This is a genomic window from Bradyrhizobium sp. Leo114 (genome assembly GCF_055229415.2).
The window spans coordinates 11,783-33,678 of the sequence record NZ_JBUYEN020000030.1 but is presented as its reverse complement, the minus strand read 5'-3'; the positions used below and the strand labels follow the sequence as shown (position 1 = coordinate 33,678).

The following is a 21,896-nucleotide window of genomic DNA, read 5'->3' as shown; positions in this document are numbered from 1 at the left end:
CCGTCTCGAACCATGAGGCCCGGATGTTTCCGCATCATCCTTCGAGACGCGGCCGATGGCCGCTCCTCAGGATGAGGTCCTGAGAGCCTGACTGAAAAAAGGAGTGAGTGATTTCGGTCGGCTGTGATTCCTTCGGATTTGCGAAGATTCGAGGGAGGGCACGATGCCGTGGACCAAAATCACTCGTGTTCAGTATCAGCGTAGTGGACTGCGTTACGCAAGCGATCTGACCGATGCGGAGTGGGCGCTGATTGCCCGGAAGATGCCGCGGCGACGGCGGCTCGGGCGACCGCGGCAGGTCGATTTGCGCGAGGTGGTGCAGGCGATCTTCTACATTTTGTCCACCGGCTGCCAGTGGCGGGCTTTGCCAAGCGAGTTCCCGCCGTACTCGACGGTCCAGAGCTATTTTTATGCTTGGCGCGATACCGGCAGGTGGCACAGGATCGTCAGGGCTCTGGTGCGACAGGCGCGGCGAAAACTCGGCCGCAAGCTGACACCGACGGCAGCCGCCATCGACAGCCAAAGTGCTTCGACGACACAAGCCGGCGGACCGCGTGGCTTCGATCCGGGCAAACGGGTTCATGGACGCAAACGGCACATCGTCACCGATACCAACGGTCTTCTGCTGGCCGTCCACGTTCATCCCGCCAATGTTCAGGATGTCCATGGTGCGGTCCCCCTGCTGGAGCGCGTGCGAGATCGCTTTCCCAAGCTGCGTCACGTCTTTGCGGACCGGGTTTATCGCGGAAAACAGCTCGTGGAAGCGCTCTCCCATTGCGGGCCGTGGACCATCGAAATCGTTCAGCGCCCGCCCGGGGTCAAAGGCTTCCAGCTCTTGCCTCGACGCTGGGTCGTCGAACGCACCTTCGCCTGGTTCGGAAGATGCCGACGCCTCGCCAGAGACTTCGAGGGCTCCGCCGCCACCGAAGTCGCCTGGCTTCTCATTGCCCACGTCAGGCTCCTCACCCGACGCCTCGCCACGCCCTCCAAATGCTGACCGCTTTTTGAGTCAGACTCTGAGGAGAGAGCCGCCATGGCCGAGATCGTCACGCCGCGCCCTGCCTCCACCATCCTGCTGCTGCGGGATGCCGCCGCGCGGCGCGAAATCGAAATCTTCATGATGGTGCGCCATTACGAGATCGATTTCTCCTCCGGCGCGCTGGTGTTTCCCGGCGGCAGTGTCGACAAGGGCGACAAGGAGATCATCGCCAACCACGCGCTCTATTCCGCGGGCGAGGGGCTCGACGAGAGCGCGCTCAGCTTCCGCATCGGCGCGATCCGCGAGACGTTCGAGGAGAGCGGCATCCTGCTGGCGCGGCCGAAGGGATCGAGCGAGCTGGTGGATGCCGGACGGGCCCACGAGATCGAGCTCGCGCATCGGAGCCGGCTCTGCGAAGGCAAGACCAGCTTCCTGAACGTGCTGGCCGAGACCGGCATGGTGCTGGCGCTGGACGAACTCGTGCCTTACGCGCACTGGATCACGCCGGAAGGCATGTCCAAGCGGTTCGACACCTGGTTCTTCCTTGCCGCAGCGCCCCCGGAGCAGCTCGGCGCCCATGACGGCAGGGAATCCACAGATTCGATCTGGGTTTCCCCTCGGGAGGCGCTGGAGGGCGGGGAGAGTGGCCGCTTCAAGCTGCCGTTCCCGACCACCCGCAACCTGATCAGGCTCGGCAAGCAGGCCAGCGTCGGAGAGGCGCTGCAGGACAGCCGCGGCAAATCCATCGTCACGGTGATGCCTATCATGACCAAGACCGCCACCGGCCGCCAGCTCCGTATCCCGCTCGAGGCCGGCTATGACGGGGAGGTCTTCGAGGTCGGCTCCGCCGGCTAGAGCATGATCCGGAAAAGTGGAAACCGGTTTTCCGAAAAAGATCATGCTCAACAAAGAGATTAGATCATGAACCGATTTCGTCTAATCGGATCATGATCTAATCGCCAGCGGCGCGCCTGCTCAGCCCGGACGGACTATGTGGGCCTCTTAATGGAGAAGTCTCCGCAGACGTAATTCCAGTTCGTCAGCACCTTGTTGATCCATGCCCGGTCCGAAGAAACGATCAATCCAGTGATGTTTTTCGAGTCCGTGCCGAACATGGGCTTCATTGCGAGCACGTTTTCAAACGATACGGTGGTGTCATCATTCTTGGCCTTGAAGACAAGAAAAATAGATGACGCTCCGTCGATGAACAGTCCTGTCGTGTCTTTCGCTTCTTCGTAACAGCCGAAACGGATGTATCGTCGCTCGGGAGGAGGCTGAGTATTTTCGTCGGTGAGCTTATTGATAAAATCGAAACGTTTGTAAGAACCGTTGCCACCGGCGACCAGATCCGAGGTCTTGTCGACGACTGCAATATCTTCGGCAAGAAGAGTGGTGAGATGGTCGGTCGCTTGCTTAGGGTGCGGATTGTTGCGTGCGTATTGGGCGAGAGAAGTGACGAGATCGTCGACCTTGGAAGCGATCACCCTGAATTTTGGCTGAATGCTGCTTCGATCGATGACTGGAAGAATTCCGTCAACGTCATGTTGGGTGAATTTTTGCTCGGCCTGAAAATCCTTCCAGATTAGACCGTCCTGATCTCTGCGGCTCGTAATCGCTGTCGCGTAATCGCGCGAAAGGCATTGCACCGTCTGATCATTGTCGATGCCGGCCTTGCCGGCAAGCGCAATCATTCCATAGGCAATATCGAGGGTGGAGCGGAAACCGAGGTCCGAGATCCCAAGACGGGCAGCTCGGCAGCTTTGCTCGAGCTTGGTTGCGTCAATCTTGTCTGGCGCAGCCTTCACCTGAGCGCGAAGATCGTCGCGGAAGCTTGGATTTCTGTCCAGCACGATCGATTCGATTGATCGGATCGTCACGTTAATGGCAGCATAGTCGGTGACGTAGCGGTAGGTCCCGGTCCGCAAGACATCGACCGGTCTCGTCTGGGTACTTCCCGATTTCAGCGCGCCGAGCAACTTGCTGAAAGGGTCGGCCGCGGACTGCAAGTTGGTGATCTTCGAGGCGACCGCAGTCGGCAAGGCTTGCCCTGTGAAGAACGAGAACAGCGGCGATACGATGCCGAGCAGACCAGATACAAACTGGCCAATCGGGCCGCTGGCTGGATCGTCGCTTTCGTTCTTCACTGCGACCAAAGCGAGTTTCGAGCCTGGGACGAGGAAATCTTTCTTGCAGTCCCGATAATCGTACGACGTCCAGTCCTTGCTGCTCGCGCTATAGGCCTGAACAGCTCCGATCACATCGCTCGGGAGCTTGTCCACGGCGGGAGTGCCTGTGCCGACAGATTTTGTAATCAACACGAGAAGGCTGCGTGTCTTGCCGGTCCATGCGTTCGTCACGCCCTCAAGCGATCCCCCGCGTGGAGTGCATCGGACCTCGACGGCGTAAAGGCCGAGACTTTGAACCTTCGAATTTCTCGATGGAGGCCTGGTCCAATCAACTTGATCTTCCCAAGCGGCACTGACAGGCGTGGCGACGGTAAGAAAACTCAAGAACGATAGCAACTTCGCAAAACGATGCCCCATAAAATCCCCCACTATCAAAGATTGCACGACTAGCAGGCGCAATAGTTGGATGCAAGCTGCCGCCCTGACCAACGATCGTTTCGTCTGTTCTGTCGTTTGGTCTATGCGTGGTCTGGATGGCAATGTAAGGTTGTGTCGTGCGCCGATGGAGGCGCTGTGTTCGCTTTCGCGGCGGCCCGTCTCCCCGGCACAAGGCCTCCGCCTTCCAGGCTGCGCCGTTGAAGGGCGGTATCCTGTGGCCAGCTTTCTCAACGTGCCTATCGATGGGCCCCCGCGAGGCCACTGGAGGGGCGCAAAGCCCGCTTTGGGGTTCGGGCCCGGTTTCCACGGAGCCGAATTACGTCGTATATTGGGGTCGATTTCAGCCTGGCCCCCCTTCGCATGACCTCCGAATTGCCGCCGAATCCGCCCCAGAAGCGACCGTTCGCGCTGTCGATCGGTCAGCTTACTTTCGGCAGCTTCCTCCTGGTGCTGGCGGTGATCATCATCACCTCGACCGCCAGCGTGATCGCGATCCGTCACATCGACGCCACGTTCGGCGAGCTGCAGCGGCTGCAGAGCGTCGGCGACCTGGCCGAGGATATCGATCGCAGGATGAACGAGCTGCGGCTTGCGGCACGCGACTTCGTCACTGATCCCGGGACGCAGACGATCCAGGTCGGCGAGGCCGCCAGCGCGCTCGGCGAGGCGCTGAAGAAGACCAGGATCGAGCTTGCCCCCGAGCAGCAGGACATGATCGACGGCGTGACCGAGCGCCTCGCCACCTACCGCGGCGGTATCGAGCGCATCTCGGCGCTGATCAACCGCCGCGCCGAGCTGATCATCGGTCTGCCGCCATTGCGCGAGGCCTTCGAAAAGGCGGTAGCCGAAACGTCCGATTCCGCGACTGCGTCCACCCTGCTGCAGGCCCAGGGCCGCATCGCCACCGCGCTGCTTGCCCACAACCCGTCCGCGGCCGAGCAGGCGGCGCAGAGCATGCGGTCGATGACCATCACTGAGCCGGCGCTGCGCACGGCCGTGAACAATTACGCCGACGCGGTCGTCGCAATATCGATCCGGGAACGCCAGATCGCCGATATCGACCGTGAGGTGCTGGGCACCGAGGGACGGCTGATCCAGCGCGTGACCGAGCTGTTGCGCGAACTCAGTTCGCGCCGCGGTCACGTCCTGTCGCGGGATTTCGCGCGCACGCTTACCGAGGCGAAATGGCAGAGCATCGTGCTTGGCTCGGCCGGCGTGCTGATCGGGATCTTCGCCGCGCTGCTCGTGGTCCGCCGCACCGTGCGGCCGCTCGCCTCAATCACCAAGTCGATCCGCGCGGTCGCAGCCGGCGAGAAGAGCGCGTCGATCCCGGCAACCGACGTCGACAACGAGATCGGCGAGATCGCCCGCGCCGCCGAGGTATTCCGGAAGACGCTGGTCGATGCGGATACCGCGCGCGAAGCAGCGGTGCGCGCGCTCGCCGAGCAGCGGCTTGCAGAAGAGAGCTATCGCAAGCTGTTCGAATCTTCCATCGACGGAATTTATGTGACGACGCCGGGCGGCGCGCTGCTCAATGCCAATCCGGCGCTGGCGTGGATGATGGGCTACGCCACGCCGCAGGACCTGATCAACGGCATCGACGACGTCGCCTCCAATGTCTATGTCGATCCGGCCGCGCGCACCGAATACCAGCGGCTGATGGACCGCGACGGCATGGTGCGCGACTACGAATATCAGGTCCGTTCCCGCAGCGGCGCGGTGCTGTGGCTGTCCGACAGCGCGAGCGCGGTGCGCGACGAGAAAGGCGAGGTGATCCGCTACGAAGGCACGGTGCGCGACATCACCGACCAGAAGCGGGCCGAAGACGCGATCGCCGAAGGCCGGCAGTTGCTGCAGATGGTGATCGACACCGTTCCGGCCGTGATCAACGTCAAGGATCGCAATCTGCGCTACGTCCTGATGAACCGCTACATGGCCGGCATTTTCGGCATCGAGGCGCACGAGGCGCTCGGCCATACCACCGGTGAGCTGATGGCACGCTATGGTGCTGCAAAGACCGACGAGAACGACAAACGGGTGTTGTCGGGGCGAACGGAGCTCGGCTTCTACGAGGAGGAGTACAAGGACGTCGCCGGCAACATGCGGCAATGGCTGGTCAACAAATTGCCGATCCTCGACATCAACGGCGAGATCGAGAACATCGTTACGGTGGCGCTCGACATCGGCGAGCGTAAGCGCAGCGAGCATGAGATGCGGAAAGCGCGCGACGCTGCGGAGGCGGCGCTACACAATTTGCGCGAGACGCAGAACTCGCTGATCGAGGCGGAAAAGCTCGCGGCTCTCGGGCGGCTGGTCGCGGGCGTCGCGCATGAGGTCAACAATCCCGTCGGTATCAGCCTCACCGTCGCCTCCGCGCTCGAGCGCAAGGCGGCGACCTTTGCCGCGCAGGTCGAGCGCGGCGAGTTGCGGCGTTCGAGCCTGAACGATTTCCTTGCCACGACGAGCGATGCGTCCTCGCAGCTCGTCGCCAATCTCAACCGTGCCGCGGAGCTGATCCAGTCGTTCAAGCAGGTCGCCGCCGACCGCAATTATTCCGATCAGCGCAACTTCGACCTCGGCGACCTCACCGAGCAGGTGGTGATGAGTCTGAGGCCGGGCCTGCGCAAGCACAATCTGACGCTGAATGTCGATTGCCAGCCGAACCTGATCATGAATTCCTATCCCGGCCCTTATGGCCAGGTGCTCACCAATCTCTTCCTCAATTCGGTCGCGCACGCCTTTCCCGACGGCAAGCCGGGTATCGTCGACATCCAGGTTCGCGCTTCCGGCAGGGACAATGTCGAGGTCATCTTCTCCGACAATGGCTGCGGCATGTCGCTCGACGTGCGCCGCCGCGCCTTCGATCCGTTCTTCACGACGCGCCGTGACCAGGGCGGCACCGGCCTCGGGCTCCACATCGTCTACAGCATCGTCACCACGCGCTTAGGGGGCCGTCTCGATCTCGACTCCGAGCCCGGCGGCGGCACCCGCATTCAGATCATCCTGCCGCGCGTCGCGCCCGTGGAGCAGGCCGCAGAGTAATCAGCTTTGCAATGGAGGCGAACGCGCAGCTTGTGCTCCCTCTCCCGCTTGCGGGGGGACTGGGGTGGGGGGTGTCTCCACGAATCGCGCTGTTCGATCGTGGGGAGAGAGCCCCCATCCGGCGCTTCGCGCCGACCTCCCCCCAAGTGGGAGAGGTGAAGTGAACCCGCAGTCAGATCGTCTCAATCTGATGGCGTGATGCGCTAATCGATATCCACGAGCTTGCGCAGCGTGGCGCCGAAGATCTGGCTGGCTTTGCCGACCAGCGCGGTTCCGCTCATCGTCGCCTGCGTGGCGGTGAAAGTTCCGGTGACGCCGATGCCGACCGGCGCAGGTCCGCCGAATAGCGGGTTGTCGCTGTCGCGCGGCGTGGTGTGTCGCTGCACCAGCACTTCGCCTTTGAAGGTGTTGCCTTTCACGGTGTAGGTGCCGGTGTAATAGAGATAGGCATCGCCGCCGACAATCTGGCCGTCGCGGAACACGATCACCCCGCTGCCCTTGCCGACGCGTCCGTCGAGCAGGGTGACGTGAATAGAATACAGGCCGTTTCTCATAGTGCCCCGCGGCCGGCCCCCTTCGCCCAAGGGCTGCCGGTTCAGAATTTATGCCAAAGCGGCATGGCCGGCGCAACGTGGCAGGTTGCCCATGCGTCGCTCGATGCCGTGCGAACCCGAAATGATTCCATTGGTGAACGACGTCTCGATGACGACGTTGTCGCTGACAGCGCTTGGCGAATCAACTTGGCCCGCGAAATGCATAACATTTGTCGGCACCGGCCGGTGGGTGCAGGAGCGAGAGACAGGTGACGAACTGGATCGATTCCGGCCGCATTTTCGCGCGCCTACGCGCAGAGCTCACAGGTTCCATCCGTGAAATTACGGACCATCGTCGAACGGTCCGCCTCAGAGTCCCACTCACATTGAGTCTGGTCGCGTTGTTGTCGGTCGCCGCCGTAAGTCTTGTGCATGCGCGCGATCCCGATGGCCGTTACGCCAATTCGCCGCTCAAGCAATGGTTCGACAGTTTGAGGAGCGGGAAGGGGCCGTGCTGCTCCGACGCTGACGGCACCGCGGTGAGCGACGTCGATTGGGAATCCAAGGACGGACATTATCGCGTGCGCATCGACGGCGAATGGATCGACGTGCCCGATGATGCCGTGATCACCGAGCCGAACCGCTACGGGCGCACGATGGTGTGGCCGATCCGCGGCTATCTCGGACTGCAGATCCGCTGCTTCATGCCCGGCAGCATGACCTGACCGCTAGAGCGTTTTCGAGCGAGACATGCCCTCGGACTTGATCCGAGGGTGGACACCGGTTCGCGTGAAGAAAACGCGTCAAAACAAGAATCTGGAGCTTCGGTTCTGATTCCATCAGAACCGAAAATGCTCGACGCGCACGTCGCACGGTCAGGCATATTTCTTGTCGCGCTCCAGGAGCTCGATCGAGATGCCCTGCGGGCCGCGGATGAAGCAGATGCGCACGCCGGGACGGATCGTGGTCGGCTCCGTCGTGAACTCGACGCCCTTTGCCTTGATCTCGGCGGCGACCGCGTCGATGTCCTTCACCGCCAGTCCGAAATGGTCGAGGCCCTGATAGGGCGTCACCGGCGGCGCATTGACGCCGTCGCCCGGTTTGACCGGCGCGATGAACACCTTGGCGCCGCCGAGCTGCACGTCGATGCGACCGGGATTGCGGATGATCTCGCCGCCCAGCACGTCCCGGAGCCATGCCGCGGTTGCTTCGGGATCGGGGGTGCGCAGGTGGATATGGTCCCAGGTAACCTCTATCGGCATTTCATCTCCCATCTTGCTCGATGATTTGTTTGAGCATGATCTTCCCACGCAAATGCTGCGCGTTTGTCGCGAGGAAAACCGGTTTCCACATTCGGATCATGCTCTAACCGCGCGATCCGCTGGTGCGGCAATCTACCGGCTCGGAATCCACAAGGCCATCCTGTCGCAGGTACTGCCGCAATTTTGCCGGGAGAGCTTGGAACCGTAGTTTCGGCGGATGGTTAATTGACTGGCGGTGGTTTCCGTACAGCAGCGCGTCCCTTTCAAGCCGTGCGGTGATCCGCCGGAGCGGCTTTGCGTGCAGGCAGGAAGCGCTGTCACGCGGGTGAGGACATGGCCATGGGCATCGGCAGGTGGTCGTTTCGAGGCTTTGGCGCCAAGCTGGTTCTGCTCACCGTCCTCGCCATCGTCGGATCTGCCGGATGGCTGATGCTCCCCGATCCCAGCGATGCCAATAACAAATCAGTTGCCGTGGCGTCGCCGCCCTCGACTTCTCAGCAGGAGGTCGTTTGGCTCGATAAGGCGACTGCGCCGACCGAGCAGGCGGCTGCGCCAGTCGAGCAAGCGATCGCACCGGCGGAGGATGTCGTCGACGATGAGGCGCCGGCTGCCACCACCAACGAGCCCGTCACGGTCGAGCGGGCGCCGATCGATGGGCTGAAGATCTCTCGCCAGTTCTGGCGCCGCGGCGGCCTCGGCTCGAAAGCGCTGGTCTGGCTGACGCTGCGCAATGCCAACCACTATCCGGTCAAGGATATCGAGATCGCCTGCGCCTTTGCCCGCGCCGACGGCACGCATCTCACCGACCGCCGGCGCGTGATCAGCGACACCATCAACATGAAGAGCCGCAAGACTTACGCCGGCATTCTGGTCGGGTTCGTGAACATCAATGCAAATAAGGCAAAGTGTTCCCTGGTCACGGCAAGCCGAGCCTAGAGCTTCGGTTCTGATTGGATCAGAACCGAAGCGCTAGATTCTCGTTTTGACGGGTTTTCTTGACGCGAACCGGTGTCCACCCTCGGATCAAGTCCGAGGGCACGCCTCGCTCGAAATTGCTCTAGCTCAAGCGTCCCGAAAAAGTGAACGTTTCGGTTGAACCCGTAGCGTGTGGCCAGGAACTAACTCCCTATATCGCCATTAGGCGATTAAACCGCGTCATCGCGCGGGGGAGCTGTTTGTGATGTTGGTGACGCGTTATTTCCTTTATGTCGGCGGAGCCTTGCTCGCGGCCTTATACGCAGTCGACGCTCTGGTGCCGCAGGACGCCGCCACGGCAAGCCACAGCGCGCCTGGCATCGACAAGTCCACCGTCCGCATCCAGTCTGCCCAGAAGCTGCCGGAACGGGTGGTTTTCGACACCAGCCTCCCGACCATCGTGCCGCCGGCTCCCGCCACCCAGATGGCTGCCGCGCCGCTTCCGCCAGCGCCCGGTGCCGAGTCCTCGGTTGCCCAGGCTCGCGAGCGCGAGACCTTCGCCCAATACGTCCCGGCCGACGCCAAGAAGCACGAGCCGCAGGCGCCGAAGAGGCATAAGGTCGCCAGGGCGCGGGCCTACCAGCCGATGTACGCGGGTCAGCCGATGTATATGGGTCAGCAGCCGATGTTCATGGGCCAGCGGCCGATGCGGGTGGCGCAGCAGTCGCGCTTCGGCTTCTTCGGCGGCTGGGGCACCTGGTAACCGGATTGCGGCCGGATTACTGCGGCAGCTTCGGGATCTTGTCGGCAAAGCCGTTGTAGCAGGTCAGCCGCTCGTCCTCTTCCTTCACGAACCGGCACTCGCTGACGGCCTTGGCCGCGGCCGGCTTCGGCTTGGGTTGCGGCGCGAAGACCTCGTCATAGCAGGTCAGCCGCTCCTTGGTGCCGTCATCGATCTCCTGGCATGCCTGGAGCTTCTGCGCGACGGATGGCTGCTTGCCCTTCTCGCCTTTCTTCGCCGCCGTCTTCTTGGCGCCGACTTGCATCAGGGGCTTGTCGCCGACCATGGGCGGACTGGCGGGGGCGGCCGGCGGGGTCGTACCTTGGGCGAGCGCGGCGGCCGGATACAGAAGCGCCAGCGCCAGGATGATCTTTCTCATATCGAATTGTCCGAAATGGCGGGACCGGAGAGGGCGCCCGAACGGATCGAACCGGACCGCTGGAATCGCCCCAAAACCCAACGTTGTTTACTCGCGCTTGTGCGCCCGTCCAAGCGGGCGCAACGCCGCTCCGACAGGCCATGTTTCTTTACGGATTTTCCGGTTCCTGTCCAGCGGGACGGAGCCTCCGGCCGGCCCCCCGGCCCCCAGCCCCCCAAAAGGAGGGCCGAGAGCATTTTCGGTTCTGATGGAATCAGAACCGAAGCTCTGGATTCTTGTTTTGACGCGTTTTCTTCACGCGAACCGGTGTCCACCCTCGGATCAAGTCCGAGGGCATGCCTCGCTCGAAAACGCTCTAAGCCGCCTTTCGGCGCTCCAGCACCTTGTCGAGGGTGATCGGTAGGTCACGCACCCGCACGCCGGTCGCGTGGTAGACGGCATTGGCGACGGCTGCCGCGACGCCGACGATGCCGATCTCGCCGAGCCCTTTGATCCCGAGCGGGTTGATCAGGCTGTCCGGCTCGTCGACGAAGATCACCTCGATGTCGTGGATATCGGCGTTGACGGGCACATGGTACTCGGCGATGTCATGGTTGACGATACGGCCGAGGCCGTGGTCGTAGACCGTCTCCTCATGCAGCGCCATGCCGATGCCGCCGACGACGGCGCCCATCACCTGGCTGCGTCCGGTCTTCAGGTTCAATATGCGGCCAGCCGCGACTGCGCTGACGACGCGGGTGACCCTGATGACGCCAAGCTGTTCATCGACCTTGACCTCGGCGAATACGGCCGAATGCGTGTTCCTGGCGTGCGCCTTGTCGTCGGCGAACTGGTTGGTCTTTTCCTTCTCGATCCGCTCCAGCGCGCCATGCCGCATGATGTCGGAGATCGAAACCCCGCGATCGGTCTGCGTCCGACTGACGAGCTTGCCGTCGGAAAGGGCGACGTCTTCCTCGACCGTGTCGGCGAGGGGTGAGCCCTTCATCAGCTTAGCCAGCCGCAACAGCTCGCTCCGAACCTCGCTCGCGGTCGCGATCACGGCGTGGCAGGCGGAGGCCGCTATCCATGACCCGCCCTCGACCGGTGCCTTGGGCAGCGTGGAATCGGCGAGCTTGACGCTGATATTTTCAATCGGAAGACCGAGGCTGTCGGCCGCGACCTGGGCCATGATCGTATAGGTGCCGGTACCGATATCGGAGGCCGCGCAGGAGACTTCAGCGTGGCCGTTGGCGGTCATTACGATACGCACCGCGGTCGGCATCTGCAGCGCCTCCCAAACGCCGGAGGCCATCCCCCAGCCCACGAGAGTCTTGCCATCGCGCATCGAGCGCGGTTCCGCCTTGCGCTTGTCCCAGCCAAAGGCCGCGGCGCCCTCGCGATAGCATTCGCGCAGGCGTTTGCTGGTGTAGGGCAGGTCCTCGTTCTGGTCGCGGTCCGAATAGCAGCGCAGCCGCAACTCCACCGGATCCATCTTCAGCGCGACCGCGAGTTCGTCCATCGCGCTCTCCAGCGCGTAGACACCGGTCGCAGCACCAGGGGCGCGCATGTCGCAGGACGTCGGCACGTCCAGCGGCGCCACGCGATGTTCATATCGCGCGTTCGGCGAGGTGTAGAGCAGGGCCGACCAGCCGGTGTCGTTGCGCGAAAATTCCTCGAACTGCGAGGTCGTGCCAACAGCCTCATGCGTGATCGCATCGAGCGTGCCATCACGCCGCGCGCCGAGCGCAAGCCGCTCGATGGTGGCCGGACGATAGCCCAGTCCATACATCTGCTGGCGCGTCAGCACCAGCCGCACCGAGCGCTGAAGCTTCAGCGCCGCCATCACCGCCAGCACCACCTGATATTGCGGCCGCAAGCCCGAACCGAAGGCACCACCGACATAGGGCGAGACCACGCGGATCTCTTCCGGCTTCTTCTCAAACACGCTGCAGAGATACTGCTGCACGTTCTGCACGCCCTGGGTCTTGTCGTAGACCGTCAGCGGGCCGCCGGCTTCCCACATCGCCGTGGTCGCAAACAATTCCATCGGGTTGTGATGCTCGGTCGGGATGAAATAATCCGCGTCGTGGCGGACATCGGCCGCCGCAAATGCCTTTGCGGCGTCGCCGCGCGGCTTGTCGGGCTTCTCGACGACGATGGCATCGTCGCGCTTGCGATAGACGTCAGTGACGAACGCCTGCTTCTCATAGTCGACGCGGACGAGCGATGCCGCATACCGTGCGATTTCCCATTCTTCCGCCACGACCAGCGCGATCGGCTGCTGGTTGAACTTGATCGCGTCGTCATAGAGCGGGCGGAACGGCGAACCTTCCTCCGGCGCGACGTCGTCCTTCCAGGCTTTATCGCTGTCGGCGACCCGCGGCCTGTTCTCGTGGGTGACGACGTCGATCACACCGGGTACGCTCCGCGCCTCGCTGGCGTCGATCCGTGCAATCCGGCCCCTGGCGATGGTCGCCTCCACGACCGCGCCATAGGCGAGGCCGCCTTCGTTGAAATCGCCGGCATATTTGGCGGCGCCGGTGACCTTGGCGCGGCCGTCGACGCGCGAAGTGGCGGTGCCGGTATAGGTTTTCGCGGTGTTGTTGACCATGCTCATTGGATCGTCTTGTTCGATTGCGATTGCGGCGTGCCCTGCGCAGCCTGCGTCAGTGTGCGGATGATCGCCCGCCGGGCGAGATCGATCTTGAAGCCGTTATGCGCCTGCGGCCTGGCGTCACGAAGCAGCAGATCAGCGGCGCGGGCAAAGCTCGCTTCCTCAGCGGCCTGTCCGCGTAGCGCCGCCTCGGCCGCCGAATCGCGCCATGGCTTGTGGGCGACACCGCCAAGCGCGAGCCGCGCCTCCTGGATCGTGCCGTCCTTGAGCTCTAGCGCGGCCGCGACCGAGACCAGCGCGAAGGCGTAGGACATCCGGTCACGGATCTTCAGGTAGGAGTAGTTGGTCGCAAAGCCCTTTGCCGGCACCTCGACCGCGGTGATGATCTCGTCCGGCCCGAGATTGGTGTCGATATGCGGGGTATCGCCGGGCAAGCGGTGGAAGTCCGCGAACGGAATGGCGCGCGCGCCGTTGGGGCCCGTCACGTGCACGGTGGCATCGAGTGCGGCGAGCGCTACGCACATGTCGGACGGATGCGTCGCGATGCAGGAGGTGCTCGCTCCGAGGATGGCGTGCCCGCGATTGATGCCATTGACGGCCGAGCAGCCCGAGCCCGGCTGCCGCTTGTTGCAGGCCGTGGCCGTGTCATAGAAATAGGCGCATCGCGTCCGCTGCACCAGGTTGCCGCCGGTGGAAGCCATGTTGCGCAATTGCTGCGAGGCGCCGGCAAGAATTGCGCTTGCCACCAGCGGATAGCGCTTTTCGATCAGCGGATGCCAGGCAAGGTCGGAGTTCGGCACCAGCGCGCCGATCCGCAAGCCTCCCGATGCTGTCTCTTCGACCGAGCTGAGCGGCAGGCGGGAGATGTCGATCAGCGTCGTCGGCCGCTCGACATTGTCTTTCACGAGATCGAGCAGATTGGTGCCGCCGGCGATGAACTTTGCGCCGCTAGTGGCCGCAATCAGCCGCACGGCGTCGGCGACGTTATTTGCTTTCGTATATTGGAATGGGATCATGGCCTGGTCCCCATCGCCTGCTGGATCGCGGCGACGATGTTGGGATAGGCGCCGCAGCGGCAGATGTTGCCGCTCATGAATTCCCTGATCTCGTCAGGGGTCTTGGCCCGTCCCTCGGCGATCAACCCGACGCCGGAGCAGATCTGCCCGGGCGTGCAATAGCCGCACTGGAAAGCGTCATGGTCGATGAAAGCCTGCTGCAACGGGTCCAGCGCGCCATTGGCTGCCAGTCCCTCGATGGTGGTGACGAGTGCGCCGTCCCGCATCACTGCGAGAGTCAGGCACGAATTGATGCGGCGACCGTCGACAAGCACGGTGCATGCGCCGCATTGGCCGTGGTCGCACCCCTTCTTGGTGCCGGTGAGATCGAGGTGATCCCTGAGCGCATCCAGAAGCGAGACCCAGGGCAGGACCGAAAAGCGCCTCTCTGTTCCGTTGACGGTCAATGTCACCGACACTTTTTCCGGCAGCGGTTGAAGCTTGGCGTCCGATTGCACGGCTCGATCTTGCATCGTCAGCAACTCCGTCTTGCGGGTGACTGCCATCCGCCATTACAGCGGAGAATACTGGCCGTTTAGATTGGTTCCAAAGCGAGCGCCAGCATGTCGAAGCGGCTGTTCCGGTTCTTTCCAAATTGCACGCCGGATTCCATGAGTGCATTTGCCACGATGCCGCAGGACATCCCGCTGCAAATTCGTGAGCGTCGCGCTTGCTGTGAATGTATTCCGTGAAGTCGCGGGTCTTTGTCGTGACAGCCTGTTCGGGAGTGTCCTGGTTCACATTGAGGCAACGCTGGTCAATCGTTGCTTCTGTGCGACCCCATATCAGCGTCGAGCCCGGCAACAATCAGGACGCCAGCGCTGGCGGCTGCCGCCATTAGAATCAGGATGATGCTGAGTGCATAGATCATGATCGGTAACCGTGAGGACTGTTATCCGATATAATCAGCAAGAGCAGCCATCGTTCCGCGCCGCGACATCACGAGTTGGGGCAGGGTGAGCATGAATGCTCTCGGGATTGGAAAATCTCTGACGGCTTTGCCCCGGAAGCGGGCAGCGTTGTTTCGTGCGGTCTGGGAAGAACCTAAGCAGAGGCCGGTGGAAAATTGGATGCCCGCGCGACGCATTCGCATGGGCGCCCGGATCAACATCTGGCAGCGATGCAAGCGACCATGGCGAGAAACGAAAGCGATGATCCGTTAAGCAGCCTGACGCCGTTCTTGCGTGTCAAACCCGAATTACAGGATTTCTGCAGGTTCGGCGGCACCTGGGTCTCGCCCACGAGGCGTCCGGCGGGGCGCAGTTTCATATCGTGACCCGCGGCCATTGCGTGTTCGAGGTGACCGGTCACGGTCCGGTGAAGCTTGGCGCTGGCGATACATTGCTGCTCCCGCACGGTGACGCTCATGTGGTCCGCTCGGTTTCGACCGATGGCACCATCCGCAGCATCGTGACCGAATTCCGCAACGCCATTCGCACGAAATCGACCCCGGGCGTCGCCTACGACACCGAGCTCGTGTGCGGCGTATTGCGGGGCGAAGCTGCGTCCGAGCAAGCCCTTATCGCCGCGCTTGCGAACTTTGTCGTGCTGCGCTCGACCCGGCTTCCGCTGGCCGAGCGATTGCACATGCTTGCGATCTGCATCAGCGACGAATTGGATTCGAACGAGACCGGCTCCGCGATCATCGCGACCAATCTGGCAACGGCGCTCTTCGTGATGATGCTGCGCGAACATCTCAAGGAGGCGCCGCCGGCTAGCGGTCTTCTCGCGCTTCTGACCCATCGCTCGACGTCGCATGCGGTGCTTGCGATGCTGCGGGAGCCCGCCCGCGACTGGACGCTTGATCTTCTGGCGAAGGCGTCCGCGGCATCCCGGGCAACGCTCGTCAGGTCGTTCCGCAAGCTGGCCGGACTGGCGCCGCTCGCCTTCCTCACCGAACTGCGTCTCGGCTTCGCGCGACAGCGGCTCATGACCACGAACGACCCCATTTGCGTGATTGCCGCCGATGTCGGCTACCAGTCGGAGGGAGCGCTGAGCAGAGCCTTGCTCCGGCGCTATGGCGTCAGGCCCAGCAAACTGCGGCTCGGCAGATCCGGTTGAACGCCGCATTCCGGTCGCGCCGAGGCACTGAAACGAAAGGGCCGCTGATTTCTCAGCGGCCCTTGCCGGTTAATAAATCTGTTCGGGATGAAATTGGCCCCGGCAAAGCAACCTTAGCGGTATTGCAGTCTGATTTGGATTCCGTGAAATCACGGTGGCCCCACTGTGAACGCCTTCCGTCTGGGTGCTCCCCGCCGTGAGCACCCCCGGAACTCGATCGAGCGCGACTGCGCAGGACTGGCCACCAGCTCGCATTGAGGATCGCAACACGTGCGGGTTTGCGCTCGCGAGCGGGAGGCTTAGGGCGCTTCGGCAAAACGGCACGGAACATACTTTGGCCGGGTATTGAGTCGAAATGGACTATCGACCGCCTAAGCTACTCTCATCGCCGATGGGCACCGAGACGAGCCGCTTCGATTAAGGCAAACTCCATTGACTTCCGGCGCCCAGCGGCGCAGTGCGAAAACCATCTGACGCTCATTTCCTATGGAGTAGGCGGACACATGGCGAAGAGCATGGGGACGGTATCCACCACCGAGTCAGGGCAAACCATTACATTCTCGCTGGCGGTCGGGCCGGCCAGGCAAGCATGCCGTCTTCGGACGACTTTTCGGACCCAGAACCAAGCTCTCAGCTACTTGCACAGGCATCGAACCGAGTTCGAGCATATCGCTCGCGCGAGACTTGCTCGCGGCGAGCTCGAAGATGGTGTGGTCCAGCTCGTGATGCTTTAGGCAGATTGCTCTCATTGATAAGCAGGACGACGGGCGCCTTCGTCGAAGGCTCGCTGCGTGAGGCGGTCGAAGGCTTCACTGGAATGGCCACAAGGGAACTTTGCTTCGCCGGGTTCCGACCGGTTCCGCGCCGCAATCGACACATCTACGCCGTTCGGCGGTCTTGCGCGACGTCCCGGCCTGAAGCTGCCGCCCTTTTCTCGCCGCCATCATCATTCAGGAAATTCGTGAGGGGCGGGTCTTACGGAGGCGGCTTCTGAAGTCCCGCGTGATCGTCCGACATTTACTGCAAAACGAAGTCATGATGTCCCGCCGTGCTCTGCTGGGCGGGCTTGCATCCTCTGCGGGCGCACTCGCGCTCGGCGGCTGCGCCAGCCTGGGCGCGACCGGCGCGCGCTACGATGCATCGTCGCTGTCGGTGGACCCCACGCTGCTTGTCGCAACCACGCGCAAGCCCGTAAAAGGCGGGCGCGCGAAGCCTTGGTTCGGGCCGGATCGGGCCTCTGCGATGACCGTCGCACGGGCGAAGCTGGTGCCACCGGACGAAAGTCGTTTCTCCCTGGCGGCAGCAGGGCTCGGCGATTGGCGTATTGATCAGGTCGAGCCGGTTTCAGGCGACGTCAGCGATCTTCTCGGGCAGGTCGGCGGCGGCGGATCAGACGTCCTGATCTATGTGCACGGCTTCAAACAGACGTTCGAGACGGCGGCGCTCGATGCGGCCCACCTTTCCGATGGCATCCGGTTCCGCGGCCAGACGATGGTGTTCTCCTGGCCGTCAAAGGCGGGGTTGTTCGACTACGCCTACGATCGCGACAGCGCAATGTGGTCCCGCGATGATTTCGAGCGCGTGCTTCAGGCCATCGTAACGCCTCCGGGCGTCGGCCGCGTCCACATCGTCGCGCACAGCATGGGAACGATGCTGGCGCTCGAAAGCCTGCGCCAGCTCCATGATCGATATGGTGACACCGTTGACGGCAGGATCGGGGCGGTGGTGTTCGCTTCGCCCGACATCGACATGGACGTGTTCTCGTCGGCCATCAACCGCATCGGGCCGCTCGCCCGCAAGATCACGGTGATCACCGCAACGAACGACCGCGCGCTCGCACTCTCGGGGTCGCTCGCCGGCGGCATGACACGCGTCGGCGCCGCCGAGAAGGCCGTCATCGAGAAGCTCGGCGTGCGCGTGGTCGATGCGTCCGACTCGGGCTGGGGCATCATCAACCACGATCTGTTCCTGTCGAATGCGGAGGTGCGGCGGGTGATCCGGCGCCAGATCGACACCTCGGCGGCATGAACGCGGCTGTCACGTAGCTGCGGCGCCAGCCACGCTGCTATTTGGCGGCCACCCACGCCGCCACAGGTCGCGGTTCCGCCACAGGTCTCGCCATATTTTTGTACGAGCGAGCCCTGATGTTTCAGCCATTGCGCGCAGTGCTACGCCGCACAGCAGCAGCCCTCGAGCTAATCTGCTTGCGAGCGAGGGCAAGTGCTGGCGGTAGAGGCTCACCTTGCCGCGCAGGATGGCGACCCATCGCTGCGAGTCGCCTGCCGAACTCGCGCCGCCTCGGTGGACATAATGCGCAAAGCCAGTGAATAGCGTGGCGCTCGACAGTCTTTTCGACCGAATGCACAGGTCAACATCTTCGCCATAGAGGAAGTACTGCTCATCGAACCCGCCCAAGCGGTCCCACAATGCGCGGTTGATCAGGAGCGTCGCTCCGGTGAGCACGGGGACTGTTCGAATACCGGTGCGGCACCAGCCGCCGAGCGCATCCGGATCGAGCCACCCGCAACAGGGCCAGCGCCGCAGGCCCAATGCGAACGCGATCGATTGCCGGAGCGACGGTTCGGCAAGGCAGTTGGTCGGGTCGACGCTGCCGTCGTGCCGCATCATCCGTCCGCCGACAATCGCCTCCGTCTCGCTCGCCAGCGAGGCCGCGATCAACTGATCGATCGCGTCGGCTGCCAGTTCGACGTCCGGATTGACGAGCAGAAGATGGTCGACTTCCTCACCGAAATCGGCGGCTAGCCGGTTGACCGAAGCGGCGAAACCGCGATTGACGAGGTTCGCTGTGATCTTCGTGCGGCATCCGGTTCGTCGAACCAGATCGACTGTGCCGTCGACCGACGCGTTGTCCTCGATTCGAATCGAAAGATCGGACCAGCGGGATTTCAGCGAAGCGAGGCAGGCTTCGATCTCGTCAGCGTTGTTATGCGTGACGATGCATATGCCGATGTGCGGCCGGCGTGGTGCGATTGGTGCAATCGGCCGCGGCTTTGGCCCGATCCACGCGGCGGCACCATCGCTCTCGCCTCGTGTGAGCCGTGCCGAGAGCGCAAGCAGTACGAAGCAGGCGAGGCCAGGGCCTTCTCGCCAGAGCCGCCCGACATCGCCCAACCGGGACCGGAACGACCTCTTGGGCAGGTTACCTGGTTGAACATCGTGCAGTCCTGCAAGGGCGCGATTGCCGTGGTCCCATCGGCGCTTGGCGCGGAGCAGATCCGATCCTTGTGGGATGTTGAACAGGAAGCCGCCCGCCGCAAGCAGTTTTCGTTCGCCTCTCGCGAAGCGCGAGCGCACGAACAGATCGTCCGCCGCGATCAGGGGAAACTCGCGCCACCTGCGGCGGCCCGCCGCGTTCGTGGCATAGAGGCCGGCCCCGACGACGTCGTTTTCCATCCCGGAGAGACGCGGCCACACCGAGGCGAACCCGCGCTCCAGTCGGCCCTCCGGCCGAACCAGCACCATGGGAGGCGCGACGAGAAGCGGCTCATCGGTGGCCAGGCCCGCGACAATCGCGGCCAAGGTGCCAGGGAGAATGATGGTGTCAGCGTCAAGGTAAAGGACCGCCCCGCCGCGACGTTCGCGATCGCCCCGATTGAGCGCTGCGGTCTTGCCGGGACAGGTGTTCGCTACGACGATCAATGTTTGGCGTTCATTCTCGAACGCCGTCAGCAATGACCGGGCGGTCGCCTGGTTTTGGCTTAACGCAGGCCCGTTTGCCACCACGATCACCCTAAGGTCAATCTCGTTGCCGTCGCACCGAAGTGCAACCAGGCATCGCAGAAGCAGCCCAGGATCGCCACCTGCGGGGATGACGACATCAAGGGCGCGGTTCACGATGGTCTCATCGTTCGCGCCCCGACGCTTTCCGCCAGCCAGGTCGCCCCATAGGCCGCGACGAAGACCGCGAAGTCGAACCAGGCCGACGGTCGCAACAGCGGCCTGAGCACGCCCCTGTAACGTGGAACCGGATCTGGAGGAGCAAGGTGCGACGCGCGCGCCAGTTCGCGATTACCACGCAGGTAGCGGCGCCGGGCTCGGATCAGCTCGCGCCAGCCTTGCGGCGCCACCACATGATAGCTCTCCGACGTCAGCAGCAGCCGCTCCTTCGGCGCGAACAGCATCCGGACAAACTTGTCGTCCGAAGCGAGCTGCGGGAGCGCGCCCCAACGTCGCCGGCCCTCGGCTGACACCGCATAGGCGCCCATGGTGACGGGCGAAGCATCGCAATAGGGTAAAGCGCACCAGTAGCGGCAGAACGCGCGCACCACCAGGGAAGGGGAGGGATCGAACCGCGCGCGAGGCGCGGCGAATTGAATGCCTGTGCTCGTCGTGAGCGCTGCAAATATGGCGGAAAGCGCGTGCGGAGATAATCTGGCGTCCTGGTCCAGATAGAGGCGATGGCTGCCGGCAGCCGCCACCGCCTCGGCCGCGGCTATGGCGGCGCGGCGGGTCGGCGGGGTCCGTAGCAATCGCACGTGGAAGTTCCGTGCACGCAGGCTCGCGACATGCGCCTCCGCCGCCGCCTCGCTGTCTGGTCGGCCGTCGTTCAGTGCCAGCAGCACCTCGACATCGCTCGCTTGCAGTCCGTCATCGTCATCGAATTGCTGATCGGCAAGTGCAGCCAGGCTCCGCCCCACGGTGTCGGCTCCGTGATACACCGGAATGATCACGGAAAAGCGCGGCACCGCGCCCCGTGGGGTGCGCAGAGCAGAGCGTAAAGGCATGGGTTCGAATCCCGGAAGGAGGCGCCTCAGCCGGCTGTTCGACTGGGTGACGTTGCGCGGCCGGATCATGTTCGGGCTGAACGAGGCCCGCGAGACCCGCTGGATCTCAGACACCGAGTTCATCTCCTGGCGCATCATGCTGATGATCTCGTACGGCGTCATCGCGGATGAGCCTGAAATGTGCACGAGTCCATGATGGCGCTGCGCTGCCAGCTCTATTGTTGCCAAAGCAGCGTCGGCCAGGCTGATTGCCGATCGCCATTCGTTGTCTATCGCGGCGACCGGTTCGTTGCGCTTCAGGCGTGCGGCGATCGTGGTCCATGATGTCTGGCGCTGATTGACCGGGAAACCGAACAGCAGCGAGTAGCGGGCGACCAATCCACAGCCGTGCTCTGCGACGACACGCTCGCCGGCAAGCTTGCTTCGGCCATAGACGTTCGCCGGAAGCGGCACATCGCCTTCATCGTGGAACCCGCCGTTTCCGTCCCACACGAAATCGGACGAGGCATACAGCATCCAGCCGTTCGTGGAGGCGGCGTAAGCCGCCATCCTCATCGCGGCGCCAACGTGGAGCGCATGGCAGGAGGCGGGATTGGACTCGGCGACCACCGGCGGCACTGCAGCAAGGTGCAGGACGCGCGTGGGCGCCGCGCGTTGCAGCAACTCCATCAAAGCCGCGCCGCTTCTGAGATCCACCCATTCGGTGACATGGGCACCCGGCAGCGGGGCACGGCCAAGCGCATGCACATAGTCGTCAGGACGACGATGCGAGAGCGCACGGAGGATATGACCGCCTAACTGCCCCGATGCGCCTGAAATCAGCCAGCGCTGCATCGCACTCTCGGAGATTGCAATATCTATCAACAGCAAACGTATCGACCAATAGTTGTAACTTTATCGGATACGCTCTGAAGCTTCAAGGAGAATTCGCAGATTGCGGCGCCGCTTGCGAACTGCCTCGGGAGGATTTCGCCACCGACGATGTCG

Annotated in this window: 17 protein-coding genes; 8 read left to right on the top strand and 9 right to left on the bottom strand. The window is 63.0% G+C overall.

The window, feature by feature from the left end; translation table 11 throughout:
- The first annotated feature begins 163 nt into the window (after positions 1-163).
- Together ACZIRK_RS30065 and ACZIRK_RS30060 are read left to right on the top strand one after the other, a co-directional pair.
- A complete protein-coding gene (locus ACZIRK_RS30065) occupies positions 164-997 on the top strand; it encodes an IS5 family transposase (RefSeq protein WP_474418715.1) in 834 nt (277 codons plus the stop codon).
- A gap of 36 nt (positions 998-1,033) precedes the next feature.
- Positions 1,034-1,834 (top strand): NUDIX hydrolase, encoded by an 801-nt coding sequence (locus ACZIRK_RS30060; protein ID WP_130228662.1) that lies wholly within the window; start codon positions 1,034-1,036, stop codon positions 1,832-1,834.
- A 134-nt stretch (positions 1,835-1,968) separates the two neighbouring features.
- Here the strand turns inward: ACZIRK_RS30060 and ACZIRK_RS30055 are convergent, their stop codons facing one another.
- A complete protein-coding gene (locus ACZIRK_RS30055) occupies positions 1,969-3,522 on the bottom strand; it encodes a hypothetical protein (RefSeq protein ID WP_474418714.1) in 1,554 nt (517 codons plus the stop codon).
- A gap of 381 nt (positions 3,523-3,903) precedes the next feature.
- On the opposite strand from ACZIRK_RS30055, the gene ACZIRK_RS30050 reads away from it, so the two are divergent.
- Entirely contained in the window at positions 3,904-6,585 is a 2,682-nt protein-coding gene (locus ACZIRK_RS30050) for a PAS domain S-box protein (RefSeq protein WP_474418713.1), read from the top strand.
- Positions 6,586-6,788: 203 nt separating this feature from the next.
- Here ACZIRK_RS30050 and ACZIRK_RS30045 read toward each other — a convergent pair whose 3' ends face one another.
- Positions 6,789-7,139: a GrlR family regulatory protein gene (locus ACZIRK_RS30045; protein WP_028164051.1), complete on the bottom strand. Its 351-nt coding sequence runs from the start codon at positions 7,137-7,139 to the stop codon at positions 6,789-6,791.
- A gap of 365 nt (positions 7,140-7,504) precedes the next feature.
- On the opposite strand from ACZIRK_RS30045, the gene ACZIRK_RS30040 reads away from it, so the two are divergent.
- The gene (locus tag ACZIRK_RS30040) at positions 7,505-7,843 is read left to right on the top strand and encodes a hypothetical protein (protein ID WP_245474950.1); all 339 of its coding nucleotides are present in this window, start codon (positions 7,505-7,507) and stop codon (positions 7,841-7,843) included.
- A gap of 150 nt (positions 7,844-7,993) precedes the next feature.
- On the opposite strand, the gene ACZIRK_RS30035 is transcribed toward ACZIRK_RS30040, so the two are convergent.
- On the bottom strand, positions 7,994-8,380 hold the full coding sequence (locus ACZIRK_RS30035; RefSeq protein ID WP_130228665.1) for a VOC family protein: 387 nt from the start codon (positions 8,378-8,380) through the stop codon (positions 7,994-7,996).
- Positions 8,381-8,719: 339 nt separating this feature from the next.
- Here ACZIRK_RS30035 and ACZIRK_RS30030 point away from each other — a divergent pair, with 339 nt between their 5' ends.
- Both ACZIRK_RS30030 and ACZIRK_RS30025 read left to right on the top strand, forming a co-directional pair.
- Positions 8,720-9,316, top strand: coding sequence for a hypothetical protein (locus ACZIRK_RS30030; RefSeq protein WP_245474951.1), 597 nt, complete (start codon positions 8,720-8,722; stop codon positions 9,314-9,316).
- 244 nt (positions 9,317-9,560) lie between these two features.
- Positions 9,561-10,058: a hypothetical protein gene (locus tag ACZIRK_RS30025; protein WP_028164048.1), complete on the top strand. Its 498-nt coding sequence runs from the start codon at positions 9,561-9,563 to the stop codon at positions 10,056-10,058.
- A gap of 16 nt (positions 10,059-10,074) precedes the next feature.
- On the opposite strand, the gene ACZIRK_RS30020 is transcribed toward ACZIRK_RS30025, so the two are convergent.
- From ACZIRK_RS30020 to ACZIRK_RS30005, 4 genes are all read right to left on the bottom strand, one after another.
- Positions 10,075-10,455 (bottom strand): hypothetical protein, encoded by a 381-nt coding sequence (locus tag ACZIRK_RS30020; protein WP_028164047.1) that lies wholly within the window; start codon positions 10,453-10,455, stop codon positions 10,075-10,077.
- 355 nt (positions 10,456-10,810) lie between these two features.
- Entirely contained in the window at positions 10,811-13,051 is a 2,241-nt protein-coding gene (locus ACZIRK_RS30015; RefSeq protein ID WP_245474952.1) for a xanthine dehydrogenase family protein molybdopterin-binding subunit, read from the bottom strand.
- Complete coding sequence (locus tag ACZIRK_RS30010; protein WP_130228666.1) at positions 13,048-14,064, bottom strand: FAD binding domain-containing protein; 1,017 nt, start codon at positions 14,062-14,064, stop codon at positions 13,048-13,050. The genes ACZIRK_RS30015 and ACZIRK_RS30010 overlap by 4 nt, the downstream gene beginning before the upstream one ends.
- A complete protein-coding gene (locus tag ACZIRK_RS30005) occupies positions 14,061-14,576 on the bottom strand; it encodes a (2Fe-2S)-binding protein (protein ID WP_474418712.1) in 516 nt (171 codons plus the stop codon). The genes ACZIRK_RS30010 and ACZIRK_RS30005 overlap by 4 nt, the downstream gene beginning before the upstream one ends.
- A gap of 724 nt (positions 14,577-15,300) precedes the next feature.
- Here ACZIRK_RS30005 and ACZIRK_RS30000 point away from each other — a divergent pair.
- On the top strand, positions 15,301-16,164 hold the full coding sequence (locus ACZIRK_RS30000; protein ID WP_474418725.1) for a cupin domain-containing protein: 864 nt from the start codon (positions 15,301-15,303) through the stop codon (positions 16,162-16,164).
- A 1,038-nt stretch (positions 16,165-17,202) separates the two neighbouring features.
- Positions 17,203-18,192: an alpha/beta hydrolase gene (locus ACZIRK_RS29995; RefSeq protein ID WP_165435447.1), complete on the top strand. Its 990-nt coding sequence runs from the start codon at positions 17,203-17,205 to the stop codon at positions 18,190-18,192.
- A gap of 9 nt (positions 18,193-18,201) precedes the next feature.
- Here ACZIRK_RS29995 and ACZIRK_RS29990 read toward each other — a convergent pair whose 3' ends face one another.
- A complete protein-coding gene (locus tag ACZIRK_RS29990) occupies positions 18,202-20,019 on the bottom strand; it encodes a glycosyltransferase family 2 protein (RefSeq protein ID WP_130228668.1) in 1,818 nt (605 codons plus the stop codon).
- Positions 20,016-21,743 (bottom strand): sugar nucleotide-binding protein, encoded by a 1,728-nt coding sequence (locus ACZIRK_RS29985; RefSeq protein ID WP_474418711.1) that lies wholly within the window; start codon positions 21,741-21,743, stop codon positions 20,016-20,018. The genes ACZIRK_RS29990 and ACZIRK_RS29985 overlap by 4 nt, the downstream gene beginning before the upstream one ends.
- Positions 21,744-21,896 lie beyond the last annotated feature (153 nt).